The 16137-nt window shown below is 35.4% G+C and carries 16 protein-coding genes and 1 riboswitch; of the genes, 4 read left to right on the plus strand and 12 right to left on the minus strand.

The window, feature by feature from the left end; genetic code table 11:
* The first annotated feature begins 189 nt into the window (after positions 1-189).
* The 3 genes from IGJ18_RS07270 to IGJ18_RS07280 all read left to right on the plus strand — a co-directional run bounded on the left by IGJ18_RS07270 (position 190) and on the right by IGJ18_RS07280 (position 3241).
* Positions 190-1341, plus strand: a complete 1152-nt coding sequence (locus IGJ18_RS07270; protein WP_010719107.1) for a cation:proton antiporter — start codon at positions 190-192, stop codon at positions 1339-1341.
* A 71-nt stretch (positions 1342-1412) separates the two neighbouring features.
* Positions 1413-1865 (plus strand): MarR family transcriptional regulator, encoded by a 453-nt coding sequence (locus IGJ18_RS07275; protein WP_088775291.1) that lies wholly within the window; start codon positions 1413-1415, stop codon positions 1863-1865.
* Positions 1866-2038: 173 nt separating this feature from the next.
* Entirely contained in the window at positions 2039-3241 is a 1203-nt protein-coding gene (locus IGJ18_RS07280) for an MFS transporter (protein ID WP_438843092.1), read from the plus strand.
* A gap of 113 nt (positions 3242-3354) precedes the next feature.
* Here the strand turns inward: IGJ18_RS07280 and pbp4 are convergent, their stop codons facing one another.
* The 4 genes from pbp4 to IGJ18_RS07300 all read right to left on the minus strand — a co-directional run bounded on the left by pbp4 (position 3355) and on the right by IGJ18_RS07300 (position 9019).
* Positions 3355-5391 carry a penicillin-binding protein PBP4(5) gene (pbp4, locus tag IGJ18_RS07285; RefSeq protein WP_438843093.1) on the minus strand — a complete coding sequence of 679 codons (2037 nt, stop codon included), beginning with the start codon at positions 5389-5391 and terminating at the stop codon, positions 3355-3357.
* 121 nt (positions 5392-5512) lie between these two features.
* On the minus strand, positions 5513-6394 hold the full coding sequence (locus tag IGJ18_RS07290) for an LCP family protein (RefSeq protein WP_010737634.1): 882 nt from the start codon (positions 6392-6394) through the stop codon (positions 5513-5515).
* Positions 6395-6473: 79 nt separating this feature from the next.
* A complete protein-coding gene (locus IGJ18_RS07295; RefSeq protein ID WP_034698076.1) occupies positions 6474-7667 on the minus strand; it encodes an FtsW/RodA/SpoVE family cell cycle protein in 1194 nt (397 codons plus the stop codon).
* A gap of 113 nt (positions 7668-7780) precedes the next feature.
* Positions 7781-7946, minus strand: a riboswitch (M-box (ykoK) riboswitch).
* 458 nt (positions 7947-8404) lie between these two features.
* On the minus strand, positions 8405-9019 hold the full coding sequence (locus tag IGJ18_RS07300) for a flavin reductase family protein (protein WP_053766842.1): 615 nt from the start codon (positions 9017-9019) through the stop codon (positions 8405-8407).
* A gap of 227 nt (positions 9020-9246) precedes the next feature.
* On the opposite strand from IGJ18_RS07300, the gene IGJ18_RS07305 reads away from it, so the two are divergent.
* Positions 9247-10017, plus strand: coding sequence for an ankyrin repeat domain-containing protein (locus tag IGJ18_RS07305; RefSeq protein ID WP_438843094.1), 771 nt, complete (start codon positions 9247-9249; stop codon positions 10015-10017).
* A gap of 282 nt (positions 10018-10299) precedes the next feature.
* Here the strand turns inward: IGJ18_RS07305 and IGJ18_RS07310 are convergent, their stop codons facing one another.
* The 8 genes from IGJ18_RS07310 to IGJ18_RS07345 all read right to left on the minus strand — a co-directional run bounded on the left by IGJ18_RS07310 (position 10300) and on the right by IGJ18_RS07345 (position 16048).
* Positions 10300-10773 carry a YbaK/EbsC family protein gene (locus IGJ18_RS07310; protein ID WP_178286213.1) on the minus strand — a complete coding sequence of 158 codons (474 nt, stop codon included), beginning with the start codon at positions 10771-10773 and terminating at the stop codon, positions 10300-10302.
* 201 nt (positions 10774-10974) lie between these two features.
* On the minus strand, positions 10975-12735 hold the full coding sequence (locus IGJ18_RS07315) for a 1-deoxy-D-xylulose-5-phosphate synthase (RefSeq protein ID WP_438843095.1): 1761 nt from the start codon (positions 12733-12735) through the stop codon (positions 10975-10977).
* A gap of 282 nt (positions 12736-13017) precedes the next feature.
* Entirely contained in the window at positions 13018-13260 is a 243-nt protein-coding gene (locus IGJ18_RS07320) for a GlsB/YeaQ/YmgE family stress response membrane protein (protein WP_010719097.1), read from the minus strand.
* A gap of 36 nt (positions 13261-13296) precedes the next feature.
* Entirely contained in the window at positions 13297-13842 is a 546-nt protein-coding gene (locus IGJ18_RS07325; protein ID WP_010719096.1) for an Asp23/Gls24 family envelope stress response protein, read from the minus strand.
* Positions 13843-13854: 12 nt separating this feature from the next.
* A complete protein-coding gene (locus IGJ18_RS07330) occupies positions 13855-14043 on the minus strand; it encodes a DUF2273 domain-containing protein (RefSeq protein WP_010719095.1) in 189 nt (62 codons plus the stop codon).
* A 12-nt stretch (positions 14044-14055) separates the two neighbouring features.
* Entirely contained in the window at positions 14056-14619 is a 564-nt protein-coding gene (gene amaP / locus IGJ18_RS07335) for an alkaline shock response membrane anchor protein AmaP (protein WP_010737641.1), read from the minus strand.
* Positions 14620-15309: 690 nt separating this feature from the next.
* Positions 15310-15468: a cyclic lactone autoinducer peptide gene (locus IGJ18_RS07340; protein WP_010737642.1), complete on the minus strand. Its 159-nt coding sequence runs from the start codon at positions 15466-15468 to the stop codon at positions 15310-15312.
* On the minus strand, positions 15452-16048 hold the full coding sequence (locus tag IGJ18_RS07345) for an accessory gene regulator B family protein (protein WP_411245468.1): 597 nt from the start codon (positions 16046-16048) through the stop codon (positions 15452-15454). Before IGJ18_RS07345 ends, IGJ18_RS07340 begins: the two co-directional genes overlap by 17 nt.
* Between the last annotated feature and the right edge of the window lie 89 nt (positions 16049-16137).

Here is a 16137-nt window from a genome sequence, read left to right on the forward strand (position 1 = left end):
TTTTTCCAAATGACTTTCGTTTCTAGGGGTAAACTTTCTGATTGCTCCCTCTTTTTATTTGCTTTAAAATTTTTCATTCTCCGAGTCTCTGATTGCTGATTTCTTATGCAATCTCTTTTTACCACAAATAAAATAATTAATGTTATTATATATTTGAGACTATTGAATAAAGAAAGGTTTGACTATCTTATGGAGTTTATTGGTATCTTGTGTCTAATCCTTGTTGCAACTACAATTGGTTCGCATATTTCAAGAAGATTTGGGATTCCGGCTGTTATTGGGCAATTGTTAGTTGGTGTATTACTAGGACAAGCAGGACTTGGCTGGGTTCATCCAAATATTTTAGTTCATGATTTTTCTGAAATTGGTGTCATTTTGCTGATGTTCTTAGCAGGTTTGGAAAGTGATTTATCCTTATTGAAAAAATATTTTAAACCAGGCATGTTTGTAGCACTTTTAGGAATCCTCTTCCCTGTCTTTTTCGGTTGGCTTACTGGCGAGGCGTTTCAAGTAGCAAATAATGAAGCAATCTTTTTTGGGATTATTTTAGCTGCGACTTCTGTTAGTATCTCTGTCGAAGTACTAAAAGAACTGAATGTTGTGAATACGAAGGAAGGATCAACGATTCTAGGTGCCTCTGTCGTTGATGATATTCTGGTTGTTCTAGTGCTAAGCTTCAGTTTATCTTTTTTAACAGGTAAGTCTACGAGCAACCTACCCCTTCCTTTACTCTTGTTGGAACAACTATTCTATTTCTTATTTATCTTTTTATTAGTGAAATGGATCGCTCCATTTTTAATGTCTCTAGCAGAAAAAATCTATGCGAATTCAGCCATTATCATTATGTCATTAGTCATTTGCCTAGGAATGTCTTATTTAGCAGACCTGATTGGGTTAAGTTCAGTAATTGGGGCATTTTTTGCTGGGATTGCAGTGAGTCAAACAAAAGTAAAACATGAAGTTTACAATAATGTTGAAGCTTTAGGATATGCAGTATTCATCCCCGTCTTTTTTGTGAGTGTTGGTTTAGAAGTAGATTTTTCTAACTTTAGTGAACAGATACTATTTATTTTGATTTTGACACTCGTAGCGATTCTGACTAAACTTATTGGCGGATATATTGGAGCAAAATTCTCTGGTTTTTCTTCCAACAGTGCACTCATGGTAGGAGCTGGTATGATTTCTCGTGGTGAAATGGCACTGATCATTTTACAGATCGGACAACAAAGCAACTTGATTGAAAATCACTACTACTCTCCTTTAGTGATCGTTGTTTTGTTAAGTACTCTGATCTCACCTCTGATTCTTAAATATTTCACTAAAAAAGTATACGCCAATTAACTTACTATCTATCAATGAATGTTGTGATGATAATGTCCATTCGTTATACTAGAGAAAAAGGACGGTGAAAAATGGACTCAAGACTTAAATTGATTAGTGAGATGGTCGATCTGACTAACGAGATCACTTGGCGTAATAAACCAAAATTAGAACAAGTACTCGAAGGCTATTCTTTAAATGAGATCGACTTAATCGAAAAAGTAGCATCAATTTCAAATCCAAATGTAACCAAATTAGCAAATGCTAGTTACATGACTCGTGGAGCAATTAGTAAGCTAACTAAAAAAATGATCACTAACGGCTTACTTGAAAGCTATCAGAAACCTGAAAATAAAAAAGAGCGTTACTTTCGCCTGACAGCTGAAGGTCAGCGTATTAACAAAATGCATCAAAAGCTCCATGAAGAATTTCTTAAAGAAAATGAGGTCGTTTTTCAACAAATGACTAAGGAAGAGTTTGATACTGTTTTTCGTTTTATCGGTCGCTTTAGAGAAAATTTAAAAAGAACAAAATTAGAAAAATAAAGTGCATGTGTAATCAACCGTGATCTTAAGATCACGGTTTTTTTTGCTCTCTGCTTCGTTAGATTTCATTCTTCTATCGTAGTATCTCTCCGTTTATTGTTGACAAGGAAACAATAAACATATACTATATAAAATGTTTCCTAGGAAACATTTTATAGCTAAGGAGTTTTGATATGAATACAACAATCAACAAACATGCACTCGTTTTTGGTTTCACTTCGGTCTTTTTGATTGGATTAGGGTTAACAATCGTTAATCCGGTCATCCCATTTATGGTAGAGCAATACACAAAAAACACACAGCAACAAGCAACCACGGTGACACTACTCAGTGCGATCTATGCTTTTTCCATGTTTTTAGCCGCCCCTATGTTAGGCGCACTCAGTGATCGGTTTGGTCGGAAAATTATTTTGATCAGCAGTTTGTTTGGCTCTGCGATTGGGTACTATTTATTTGGCTTTGGTGGAGCTTTATGGATACTTTTTCTTTGTAGAATAATTGAGGGGCTGACCGGCGGCGAAATCTCAGCTATTCTTGCCTATTTTGCTGATTTGACGCCAATTGAAAGTCGAACAAAATATTTTGGATGGATTAGCGCGACGGTTGGGATTGGAACTGCAGCAGGTCCTTTGATTGGTGGGTTCTTGGCACAGTACGGACCAGCAACTCCCTTATACGTTGCCTCCTTTTTGTCTTTGAGTAATGCGGTTTACGGTTATTTTTTTATGCCTGAAAGTTTGACTAAACGTGAACGTACAAGAAATCTTTCTCTTCAGCAAATCAATCCCTTCAAGCAACTCCAATTGGTTTTCACTTTTCGATCAGTCAAATGGTTATTGATCACAGGTTTTTTGATTTGGCTACCCAACGGTTCATTCCAAGCGATTTTTGCTCAATTTTCAATTGATACTTTCCATCTATCGCCAATTATCATCGGTTTTACTTTCTCGTTAATTGGCATTATGGACATTTTTGCTCAACTGTTGATTATGCCGATTTTATTAAAATTTTGGCGAGAAAACCAGATCATTACTATGGGTATTACCAGTGAAATGATTGGTTATTCTGTCATCATCCTTTCTGCTTTTTATAGCTCGATCCCCTGCTTTATCATCGGCATGGTCTTTTTCGGGCTAGGAGATGCGATTTTTAGTCCTTCCTATAATGGTTTGATTTCAACGTATGCTAGCAAAGAGGACCAAGGAAAAATCCAAGGGGCTTCACAAAGCATCCAAGCATTAGCTAGAGTGATCGGTCCGATGATTGGTGGTCAACTATATGCTACTTTCCATCATACGATGCCATTCATTATTGGATTCATTTTATTAGGTTTAGCTACTTTTATCGTTAAACCAAAAGTAAAAAGATCATTCTAAAGCATCCCTATATAAAAAAACTAATCGAGTGACTGTTGTATTCTAAATAATTTAGGTTTCCTAGCCCAAATGTAAGTAGTGACTACAGTCATTGATTAGTTTTATTCATTCGTCTATTGATAGTTTTGATTCAAGTATTGGAGCAACTCAGGTGCACGTTTCGTTGCAGAATCACCTTCTGCTTTATCTTCTAACATGCTGATCATGAGATAACCATTTGTATCAGGATTCACAGCAAATAGGAAGCTATTTTCTTGTCCTTTTTCATCTTGTTTTTCTTTGATTTCCGCTGTACCAGTTTTTGCTGCTATTGGTATGCCTAAAGCAGCTAAAGAATGAGCGGTACCATTCGTATCTTGAACAACATCTTTCAAATCTGGCAGAATCGTCTGTACAGCTGTTGTAGCAATGACATTTTGTTTAACTTTCGTTTCTTTATCCATCTCTAATTTTGGATAAACGAGATTTCCATTATTAGCAAAAACAGAATACATCGTTGCTTGTTGGATCGGATTGATCAATAGTTCTCCCTGTCCATAACCAGTATCTGCTAATAAGATTTCTGACTTAAAACTATCCTTATTTGAGATTTGTGCGGGATTCATGCTGATCGGCAAATCTAAGTCTTCCCCAAAAATGAATTTATTTAATCCTTCGCGGAATTTCTTCTCACCCATTTTCAAGGTTTCTTGAGCCATATAGATATTATCTGAATAAATCATTGCGTTTCTCAGATTGACTTGAGGCACATCGCTGACACGAGTAACTTGATACGATCCCCATGATTGGTCTTTTTGCCATTTCAATCCATTGATCGTCAATACTTCGTCTGGATTCAGCGTTTGATTATCTAATCCGATTGCGGCAGTAATCATTTTAAATGTAGATCCGGGAGCGTAACCGGTAGCAAAACGACTAATAAATGGTTGATCTTTATTTTCAGTATAGGCTTGATAATCTTCTTGAGAGATTCCATTTGTCATTTTGTTTGGATCATAACTTGGAGAGCTCGCTAATACTAACAACTCACCCGTTTTTGGCGAAGTCGCTACTGTTGAACCCGCTTTTCCACCTAAACTATCAAATGCGATTTTTTGAGCATCGGCATCAAGAGTTAATTTGATATCCTGACCATTTTTCACTTCTTGATCGATCAATACTTCTTTTTCTGTCCCATCAGCATCCGTAATACTCAATTTCCCCCCATTGGTGCCACGTAGTTCTTTGTCATAAGTCATTTCCAGACCAGAACGACCAATTTTACCATTACTACTTAATTCAGCATTCTTTTTGATATCTTCTGCTGAGATATCACCAACATAACCAATCAATTGCGCTGCTGCTTCGCCTAACGGATAGGTGCGACCATCAACTTCTTGGATCGCTGCTCCGCTTGGTAATTCGGGGGTTTGTCCATCAATGATTTTTAGAGGAACAAAATAGTCCGGTTGTACCCAACTTTGAGAGATAGCTTGATTGATTTCATCTTCTGAAAGATCAAAAGCTGCAGCAATTGCTTTAATGTTTGCTGTTTTCTCTTCTTTTTCTCCCAGCTTTCTAGGAACAATCCCTAACTGTTTCAATTTGCCCGTCGTTGCTAATTTCTTTCCATTTCGATCAAGGATATCGCCTCTTTTAGCTTCCTCACTAGTCAGACTTACTTTGTCCGTATCTTCCATTTGAGGAAAAATCAAGTTCGGCTGCCAGTTGATTTTGATCTGATCATTTCTATTTGTCAAAGTTCCTTTATATGATAGGTCTTTTAATTCGCCTAAGCTTGTATTCATTTTAGCTTTATAAGAAAAAGAATAGGTTTCACTATCTTTTTTCGTCACTTTTAAATTAGAGATTTCCAAGCCTTTTATGGCCACAGCTCCGTAAATGTTTTGGTATTTTTCAAGAGCTTCTTTTTCAGAAATTGTCTTCTTAGTCTGTGAATCAATTTGTGTGTATGACATCGCCTTTTTATAATCGCCAGTACTTAAACGTTCCGCAAACTGTTGGATCGTTTTTTCTCCTGCTGAAACCACTTGCTCTTCTTGCGTTTTTTGATAGTAAAAATACCCGCCACCAGCCGCAAGAACCAAAACAAGGGCACTTGTTAGATAAACACCAGTCTTGTTCCTACGATGATTGTCACTTCGTTTCATTTTGTCCCTCCGCTCACATTTTCTTATCTTAACTTCTATCCATTTTACCATAAGAAAAGAAGCTAGAACACAACGACAATCGCTTGTTTCTAACTTCTTACACTTTAAATAAAATGTAAATCTATTGGTCTAAAAACTGATTGATTGCTAATTGATTTTTTTCTAAATCAAGTTCTAGTACACTACCAGAAGGTGTGTAATCATTAAAATTCCAACTACCTTCAACTGGTACAGATAACGTATCAATTGGTTTGTCATCTTTTAAGAAATCAATACCACAATCAATTAATACACTTTCAGGTAAATTCGTTTTAATACTTCCCAAGAGTTGACCGATTGCTTTTGGTAATTTAAGGATGGAAGTCACATCTTTTAATTGCTTAGAAATTGCTTTGATCACTTGTTGTTGTCTTCTGATCCGTCCAAAATCTCCTTCAGCATCTTCTCTAAAACGCGCATATTGCAATAAGGTATTCCCATCCATCGTTTGTTCACCTTTTTTGATGTATACACCATCCAAGTCTAAATCTTTCTCAGCATTGATATCTACACCGTTAGGGAATAGCTCATTGACACAATCAATGAAATCTTGGAAGGTGATACTTGCATAATAAGGTGTTTCAAATTTGAAATTTTCTTTCAATGTTTGGTTCAAAAGATCAATCCCGCCATATGAATAAGCTGCGTTGATTTTATCTTGACCATGCCCAGGTATATCTACATAAGAATCACGCATAATCGAAACCAATTTTGCTTTTTTAGTTTTTTGATTATACTGAGCAATCATCAAAGAATCTGAACGTCCATTTTCTTCTTTCGACCGGGCATCAGAGCCAATCAATGCCACATTGATAATCTTAGGAACACTTTTGGCTTCTACTTTTGGTACATCGTCTGCTCGACTCGTTGAAGAATAACCATGAACAAACTCAAAAGAAAAATAGCCGATGACAATGACGACTGCCGTCAATAGACCTAAAATCACTTTTTGAAATGTTTTCATTTTCGATTCCTCTTTCTAACCGAACCTCTTACTTGAAATATAGCCATTTTTTTATTATGATAGTCCAATTGAGAGATTCTTAATTGTTCTTGTTTAACAGTTCAGGTTTCTTGAGTTGTAACCTCTCAACCTGCTTATTTTTCTCTTTCACTTGTCGAGACGAGATATTCAAAGCTAATCCAATAGCAAAAGACAAGATTAAATAGCTTGTTCCTCCGTAGCTGACAAATGGCAATGGTACACCTGTCATTGGAATTAAACCAAGGATGCTTCCAATATTGATACTTGTCTGAACGAGTATCCATGTCCCTACACCAATTAAGATCAAAGTTGCCTGTTGGTTCTTTTGTTTCGTACTCTTTTGGAAGATTCGCATACATAATAAGAAAAGCAAAAACAAAACAAGTAATGCGCCTATCAACCCAAACTCCTCAGCAATGACTGAGAAAATAAAATCTGTTTCGGATTCAGGGAGATAACCTTTTTTAGTAATACTATTCCCCATTCCTCGACCAAATAGGCCACCGTTGTATAGTGCATAGTAAGAGTTACTCATCTGGTATCCTGCACCATGTTCATCTAAAAAAGGATTATGAACCATTGCGATTCGGTCATAAGCGTGTTCAAAAAATGAAGGTAACAAATGATGCTTTTCAAGTAGTAAAACTAAGCCAGCTACTAAGATCAAGCTAGCAATCGCTGCTCCGATAATTATCAGCCCTTTTTTAATGGGAATAGCTGCAGCCCAAAAGATAGCTCCAGCAATAGCTAAAATCATCAGTGCTCCCGCAATTTTAGGTTGAAACAAAACAAGCACGGCGATTCCGCCCACGATCAACACTGGTATATGAAGTTTCTCAGGAACACTGCGGTCATTTCTAAAAAAACGACTTAAATATAAAATCAAAAAAATGGTTGCGATTTCTGACGGTTGAAACTGGATTCCAGCGATTGAAACCCACCGCTGGGCACCATTAACTGTTACAGCAAAAATCCCGAGTTTCATCATCGCTAATAATAAGCCCGATACAATCAATCCAGCTTTTATTATTCTTGGTTTCAGTAGAACTTGTAATCTGATGGAATAGGTCAATACAATTACGCCCCAACTAAGAATAATAAACAAAAATTGCCGAATAAATAAGCTTTTAGGATCACTTCCTGCTACCAATAAACGATAGGAACTAGCACTATATATCTCTAAAAGACCGACAATTGACAAAGCCAAATAAGGGCCTAAAATCAACCAGTCGATCTTTCTGTTTTTCCACATCGCATATCCCCCTCCTCTTACACAAGTTAGGCGAACACGAGCAGTTAAATATAGAATCAGTTATAGAATATAAGAAAAGGTCAGAAACCTTTTCGAACAAGAATTCTGACCTAGCATCATCTCATCGTCCGAGTTTTAGCACTATACAACGTAAAGAAACACTCTTAGCTATTTGAAAAAGCCTTAATCCGACAATTCCTGTTTGACTCATTGGCGTCTTTCGACGTTTCTGAGCAATAGCATATGTTTGTATAGGAGCCTCACCTAACAAGGTTATTACTATTTTTATTTTTTACAGAGTTAATAGTAAGCTTCTTTAACTATTTTAGCAATCATTTATTTGATAAAAAAACAAAATTAATCAATCTTTAATATATTTCCCCTTTTTAGGAAGTCGTTTAGTATGAAAATCCTTTGCTGACTTGATTGATTTTTTTGTTTTAATGTTCTTGTTTTCACTTTTCGGAATAAATTATCAAGTTATCTTAACATTTACATACCAGTTTATCCATGCACTAGAAATCCTCATATCTGCCTTTTTACTTGTATATTTCAAATAAAACTTTAAATCATTCGGTTTACCTAAAAAAACTTTATTGTTTTTTATAACTAAAAAATGTTTTAGCTAAATTTCATTTCTTACTCCATTCATGAAAGAAATGAAATTACGCCAATATTATAATAATATTTTTAGGATTATACACCCTCTAAAAATAACATATTTATCGTCATGTGGTTCACTTTGGCCTAGGGATGGTAAAGATTTTCCCTAAGGTTGCATAATCATTCCCTGCTAATCGACTAACTGGTTGGAGTTTCTTGGGATCGATCTTCCCAGATACTGGATCATATACCTCTTCATTTAATTGATACGTATGGATTTTTAATAAAAAAAGATCGGCAGTAACTTCTTGCTCATTCTTAATTTCGAGATGGTCATATAAATCCGTTTCAAAAACAATTTTTGACTCATTGATTGGTGGAATTGAACCATTCCTATTTATTTTCGTAGTCAAGTTAGTCAAGGTTAGTTCACTTTCTTCTTGCGGAAGAGTTGCTGCTGTTTTATTGACCTCCACCACATTTTGCTCATCTAAAACTTGGATAATTGCTTCTTTCCTTATTAAGATATTTTTAGCAGTATCTTTCATCTGCTCATTTTTTCTTTGGACAGCTAACGAAACGATGGGTGGATTTGAACTAACGATATTAAAATAGCTGAATGGCGCAATGTTTAAGTTCCCTTTCTCAGTTAATGTTGAAACAACAGCTACTGGTCTGGGAATAATTGAACCAATCAGTAATTTATAATTTTCTCTTTCTGTTAATTGAGATGACAAACGTGTAAACATCTACTCCCCTACTTTCATTTGACAGAATCAAAAGCTGTTCTCCTGTCTAGATTTAGTCAGACACTATTTTTTACTATCTATCATTGTTCTTTTTTTGTCAAGAATCCGTCTTGGAAGCGTTGCTAATTACGTTTTTGCCTCTATTAAAGAGCTGTGCATTGTTTAGCAAGTATTTATTTTGCTGTTTATGGCTATTTCAACTAAAATAATATGGAGGAGGCGTTTTCATGAAACCTTATTCAATCCTATGGTTATTCCCTACGTTATTGGTATTTGCAGGATGCGCCAATCAGTCCCCTCAGTCAAATGGTGCTACTACTAGCACGAATTCGATTGTTTTGGATTCTACAACTTCTGCGCCTTTACCAACTAATCCCAACCATCCATCAAAGGAGGAAACACCAATGTCAATTGCTCCAGGTCGCTTGTTACAAGCTGTTAGTGCCGAGGATTTAAATCTAGTTCAAACGTTGTTAGACCAGTCAACTGCGATGATTGATGAACAAAATGAAAAAGGAGAATCCCCATTATTGATTGCTGTCCACCATAATATGATCGATATTGCAAAAATCCTTGTTGATCACGGTGCGAACATCAACTTACAAGATCATATTCAAGATAGCCCTTACTTATATGCTGGCGCACAAGGAAAAACTGAGATTCTTACTTATATGCTTGAAAATAGTGAACCTGATCAGTCGATCGTTAACCGTTTTGGTGGTAATGCATTGATACCAGCTGCCGAAAAAGGACATTTAGCCAACGTCAAACTTTTGCTAACTGATGGTCGTGTTGATATTGACCATCAAAATCATTATGGCTATACTGCGTTAATTGAAGCTGTGGCTTTGCGAGATAGCTCAAAGATCTACCAAGACATCGTCCGAGAATTATTGGCTCATGGTGCAAATAAAGAATTGCGTGATAATCAAGGGAAAACTGCCGAAGATTATGCCAGAGAATTAGGATATGATCAACTATTATCTCAATTAACTTAATTACAGGAACAAAATAATTTCCAAATAAAAAAGCTGATGATCGATGTTTTATAACAAAATGACACTTTTGTTTATAGCTTAGACATTTGCTTTTTTGTTTTACTTTCACGATCGTCTCATCGTTTTTGTCTGAACCATGTTCGATTTACTTTCTGATCAGCTAAGCTTTTTGATATGGAACGTCACATCTGCGCCTTTACTCATACGCAGTTTTTCTATCACGAAACCTTCGTTAAACAAAAGATTTTACTTAAGATGAACCTGTTTCATTATGGTTACAGGTCACTCCCCTGCTGGTAATACATACGTTTTTATTTCTAATACTTGAATGATCTTATCTAAATCAGCCACTTTGACTACCATGGTTTGATCAGGTCTACCAGGTGCAAATACTAATTTTTCCTGAGCGAATATTTCTTCATCAATAATGACAGGAACAGATGATTCATAACCAAATGGTGAAACAGCACCTGGCTTTTGTCCCGTTTCCGCTTCCATTTCTTCAGCCGAAACAACTGACACTCTTTTACCAATCAGTTTGCTTAATTTTTTAAAGTCGCTTCTTTTAGTCGTGAAGGTTAAAAAAATATAGCGATTGTTTTGTTTATCTTTTAGATACAAGCTCTTCGTCTCAGTACCACTAAACCCTTGTTCCTCTTTTACAACTAACGCATCCTCATTAGTAAAAATTGGGCGATGGCGATAAAGTTCAAACGCAATCTGGTTTTGTGTAAATATTTCTTGCAAATCAATCAAATAAAAAACCTCCTTAACAATAGATTATTTCTTTACTTTTCTATTTTATGGGATTTTTATCGATAAAAGCAATGTTTATTTCATTACTCGTTCGGTTTATCCCTAACTTTGTTTACATAATATAAATATAGTATATTTAATCCGGATTTCTTAAAAAACAGAGTAAATTCGTTAGATATCACGAACTTACTCTGTTTTTTTCTATTGATTTAAACTGCTAAGACTATCTGCTACGATTTGTTTTGGTGTCAAATGATAACGTTCATACAATGTTTGAACAGGTACACTATCAGTAAACTCTTTTTGAGAACCAAAGTTTAGAACTTGGATTGCTGAATCTCCATAATAACGACTGATTTTTTCACCAAATCCGCCCGAAAGACTACCATCTTCTAAAGTGATAATCAATTGGTGATTTTCTTTTAATTCTTCTAAAGTTTCATGATCAAGTTCGGTGATCGTTCCAGGGTTAATCAAAGTGCCTGAAATCCCCTGATTCGCAAATTCTTCTAAAGCTTGTTTACCTAATTCAAGGAAGCCACCTAGTGCTAAGATTGCAACTTTATCTCCAGCAACCAAGCGTTGGTAACTTGGAATAGCGTAGTCTTTTGCGATTGCTTCACCAGATGTCACACCATGAGCAGGGATTCTAATAGCAACCGGTGAATCGGTTTGCGATAAACTCCAATCCAACATCGAAAGTAAGTCTTCCTTCGTAGCTGGCGCTAAATATTTAATATTAGGAATACTTGAAAGATAAGGAATATCAAAAGTCCCTTGGTGGGTACGATCACTTCCTGAAATGCTTGCTCCTCCAATTAGAATGACTACTGGATTTTCGTTGATCGCTAAATCATGAGATAATTGATCATATGCTCGTTGTAAAAACACACTTGAATGGAATACCACAGGTCGAATCCCTTGAGATGCTAAAGCAGAAGCAAATGTGATCGAATGTTGTTCTGCAATCCCCACATCAAAGTAGTGTTCTGGATGTTTTTTTTGAAATTCCTTTAAGCCAAACATTCCTGGAATCGCAGCATTCACAGCCACGATAGGCGTTGCACTTGTTTTCGTTTTTTCATCAAGATAGTTCATAATTATTTGATTAAAACTTTCACTAGTAGGAGCATTTTTCGCTTCGCCTGTTTCTAAATCAAACGGTACATGCCAATGATATTTCATTTTGTTTTCGACGGCTGGCTCATAGCCATGACCTTTTTCGGTGTGAACATGTAAAACGATTGGATGGTCAATGTCTTTAATTTCTCTGAAAACCTCAATTACTGTTTCTAAATCATTACCATCCGCAATGTAGCGATAATCATACCCCATCGCTTTAAATAAATTATCATTACTTGTCCCATTGCTTTCACGAAGCTCTGCTAAATGACGATATAAACTTCCCTGATTCTCATCAATGGACATTTCATTGTCATTCACTAAAACGATCAAATTAGAATTGATTGTTCCACCATTATTCAAACCTTCAAAAGCTAAGCCTCCACTTAAGGAACCATCCTCGATAAAAGCAATGATATTTCCTTTCTCCTGTTTCAAATCACGGGCTTTTGCAAGACCGACCGCTAAACTGATTGAAGTTGAAGTATGCCCCACAGTAAAATAATCATGTTCACTTTCATGTTGATTGGAATAGCCACTAATTTCGTGGTAGCTTCCCTCCTCAAATCCATTTTTACGACCAGTTAATAACTTATGTCCATAAGATTGATGGGAAACGTCCCAAACAATTTTATCCTTGGGCGAGTCAAACACATTGTGGAAAGCAATTGTTAATTCCACGACACCCAAATTTGGGCCGACATGTCCTCCGATCGCACTATTTTTTTGTAAAATCTTTTCTCTCATTTCTGTAGCTAATTCAGACATTTCGTCTATCGTTAGTTTTTTTACCTCTGTTGGACCATTGATTTGGTCTAAGATGTTTGTCTTTATACTCACTATTCTCTCTCCTTTTGCAATAACATGTCCGTAAAGAATAACTCATTTCGGTCTTACTAATTGTTACCACAAAAGATATTGTACTACTTGGAGTCAACTCCAAGTCAAGAGGATTTTGAGTAAAACTTCACAATAACAATGATATTTTTATTCTAAACAGCTTACACGAATAAACTTTACTAACTAGACCGAATTTTTTTAATGTAGATAAAAAAAGCTGAGACAATAATTGTCTCAGCTTCTGATTTTATTTATGATCGAACAAATGATCCGATCAATTTCTTACAGTTTACGAGCAAAGAATGATACGACCAATACAAGAATGATTGCACCAATCAATGATGGAACGATTGCCATGCCCCCGATACTTGGTCCCCAAGTGCCAAGTAAAGCTTGTCCGATCGCTGATCCAACTAGACCTGCGACTACGTTAGCAATGATTCCCATTGAAGAACCTTTATTTGTAATAGCCCCTGCAATTGCTCCGATAATACCACCGACGATTAATGACCAAATAAATCCCATTTTAATTTCCTCCTAATTTCTTTTACTAACAATCAATTACTGAACACGTGGTTCAGTGTTTTCTTTCACTTTTTGTGTTCCTTTATTCATAGCTGCTTTTGCTTTATCTGTTTGTTTTGAAGCAAATTGACCAGTTGATTTAGCAGCATCTGTCACTTTGTCTTGGACAGTTTCTTGATCTTTTGCATATTCTTCTTGTGTTTTGATATCAACTACATTCACATTCACTTCGATTACATCTAAATGTGTCATATCATTCACTTCACGGCTGATCAAGTCTTTAATTTGATCATAGATATTTTCAATATCTTTTCCGTATTCTACAACGACATCTAAGTCAACAGCTACTTGTTTTTTACCAACTTCTGCATTGATTCCTGCTGTGACATTATCCGTGTTCACTAATTTTTCAGCAATGTTTGAGAAGAAACCGCCATCTAATGTTAATAAACCGTCAACATCTTTCAAAGCATAACCGATGATTTTTTGGATTACTTTATCTTCGTAAGTTAATTCTCCACGTGAAATATGGTTATTCTCAGATGTCATTGTATTTGTATTTTTGATTTCTTTGTTTTCCATGTCCAGTTCCTCCTAAGATTTAAAAAATTGATCAAATATTTTTGTTTCTTTCAAATAAAAACCAATGCCTGCACCTATAGCAGTCATGATTAATATTAGAAGTGTTTTAAAAAATCCAACTGTTATCCATAAAACAGCTAACAGTAAGCCAAGTCCCCCGAAGATAATAGGGAGCTTGTACGCTGAAAATATCTCTTTCATGATGGGCCCCTCCTATTCTACTCGAGCGTGCTTGTGTGCATTACTGTCGTAATCTTCAAATCCACTATAAGTAACAGCTACAGCGATGTTTTGTTCAGTACCAAGTACTCGTGCCACTTGTTGTTCAATGTCACGCATCAATTCTCCTGTTTTACCAATTAAAGAGGATGTTCGTTTTAAATCCCCTTTTACATGGACATTGATTTTATTTTTTGTTGAGCGTACTCGAACTTTTGGTGAACCAACAAATTCTTCTTCATGTAATTGTGATCGCACAAGCCCTTCGATTGCTTTCTTGTCTAAAGTCAGTTTTCCATCTTTTTGTTTTAAAACAAACGTTCCTTTGGATTTTGGATAGAAAAGAACAACTAATAACAAAATAAGCACAAGTATAGCAAAAACGACAGCTGTCCAAAATAGATATTGTTGCACGTAGTAGTTCGTTATGACAAAAAATCGAAAACGTTCCAACTGTTCTGGCATCATATACGGTGCGTTGATCAACGCAATCCCTAAAAGCACCGTCAGCAAGAATAAACTTGCAAGAATACCGACGATCTTCCACCCTTTATTCATTCTCCACCTCCTACTTCTAATTGACCGTGATCACACATGTTATTTACAAGATTTAATAGAAAGCGCTACCATGCCATGCTAATACTAATAGCCTTTTTTCACTTTCTATGACAATCATTCATAAATAACGTTTCCCTCCAATAGACTGTGTTGCCTTTTTTCTATTGGGTATATTTAAAGGATAGTAGTCTACATTAAAAAATGCAAAGATAATGCTCAGTTATTATTACAAAAAACTATCAGTTGCTATGAAAATTTTCTAATATTTATCGTTTCCTACTCTCTTTCTTCTTTCTTATCTGTAAAAAACAGATAAAATTTCTTTCCAAATATCTTTTAAATGAATTATACTTAAGTAAAGATCATTTGAAGAAATGGAACGCTTTAGCCATGTTTTTGAAAAAAGGGGTGTTGTGAGATTATGGTAAAGAAAATAATTTATGCTCTAATAACTACCTTAATTTATTTAATCGTTTCTAATGCAGGGAATTTATTTTTTGGAATTTCAAAAGAATTTAGTTGGACAACGACATTATGGGAATCTTTTTTCTTTTTTATATTTGTTTTGCTCTTACAAAATTATCGAAAAAAATAAGTCTTAGGGTCAAAATAGCAACTACTATTTTTGATCCTAAGACTTATTTCGTATAATGAATTCTTTTTATTCCACTAGTATTTCGATTTCCAAGTTTATTTTTCGATTTGTTTCAATGCATCAGGTACTTTTGGTTCATAAATAATTCCTGTACACATTGTTCCTTTACCTATAGCTTCTGTAGCAACAGCAATAGCAACAGTTGCTAAAATTCGCATATATTTTAATTTTCTTGAGCTAATTTTTTTTAACATTTTCTTCATCCTTTCTTTTTTGAACAAACATTAAAAGGGTTGAGATCATCATGCCTAACAACAGTAAGGTACGAATACGGTTACTTGATTGAATCCCACCAAAAATAGTTAGGAACAAACTGACCACTATCATCTGGCTCTTTCCATTTAGCAAAGAACTTTTCGCCGATTTTTGTGCGATCACTATCCCTTTGAACCACAAGATCAAGCAAATCATGAGACTGCAGATCACAAAGTTGGCTCTTGTGACATCTACAGCAAAAGTAGTAACTAGATATGGTAATAAGACAAAGAAAAATAGACTTAAGACCGTACATACATTACTATCTCTTGCATGGAAACTTTTTGTTGTTCTTCTCATTAGTGTAAATGCCAAATGGGTAGTCAAAACCGGCAGAATAATATGAAGACACCCAGCTAAACAGTAGATAAAAAATATCTTTGAACTAATTACCAGAAGAACAGCTAATCCATATTCCATTTTTGCCAAGTCAATTTCTGACAATTGTAATTGTCTTCCTATCCGCTTACTAATTGTTTTTGAAACTTTTTCTTCTAAAGATATAGATTCTTCTGACATTTGATCCGCTCCTTTTCATCTATATTATATTTGTTTTTTTATAAGATAGTTGGTTTTATCAAAAGTGAACGTTATTTGATCAAAAGTGC

Origin of the sequence: Enterococcus sp. AZ078, from assembly GCF_051714985.1 — a bacterium.
In the GTDB taxonomy this organism is placed as follows: Bacteria; Bacillota; Bacilli; order Lactobacillales; family Enterococcaceae; genus Enterococcus_B; species Enterococcus_B hirae.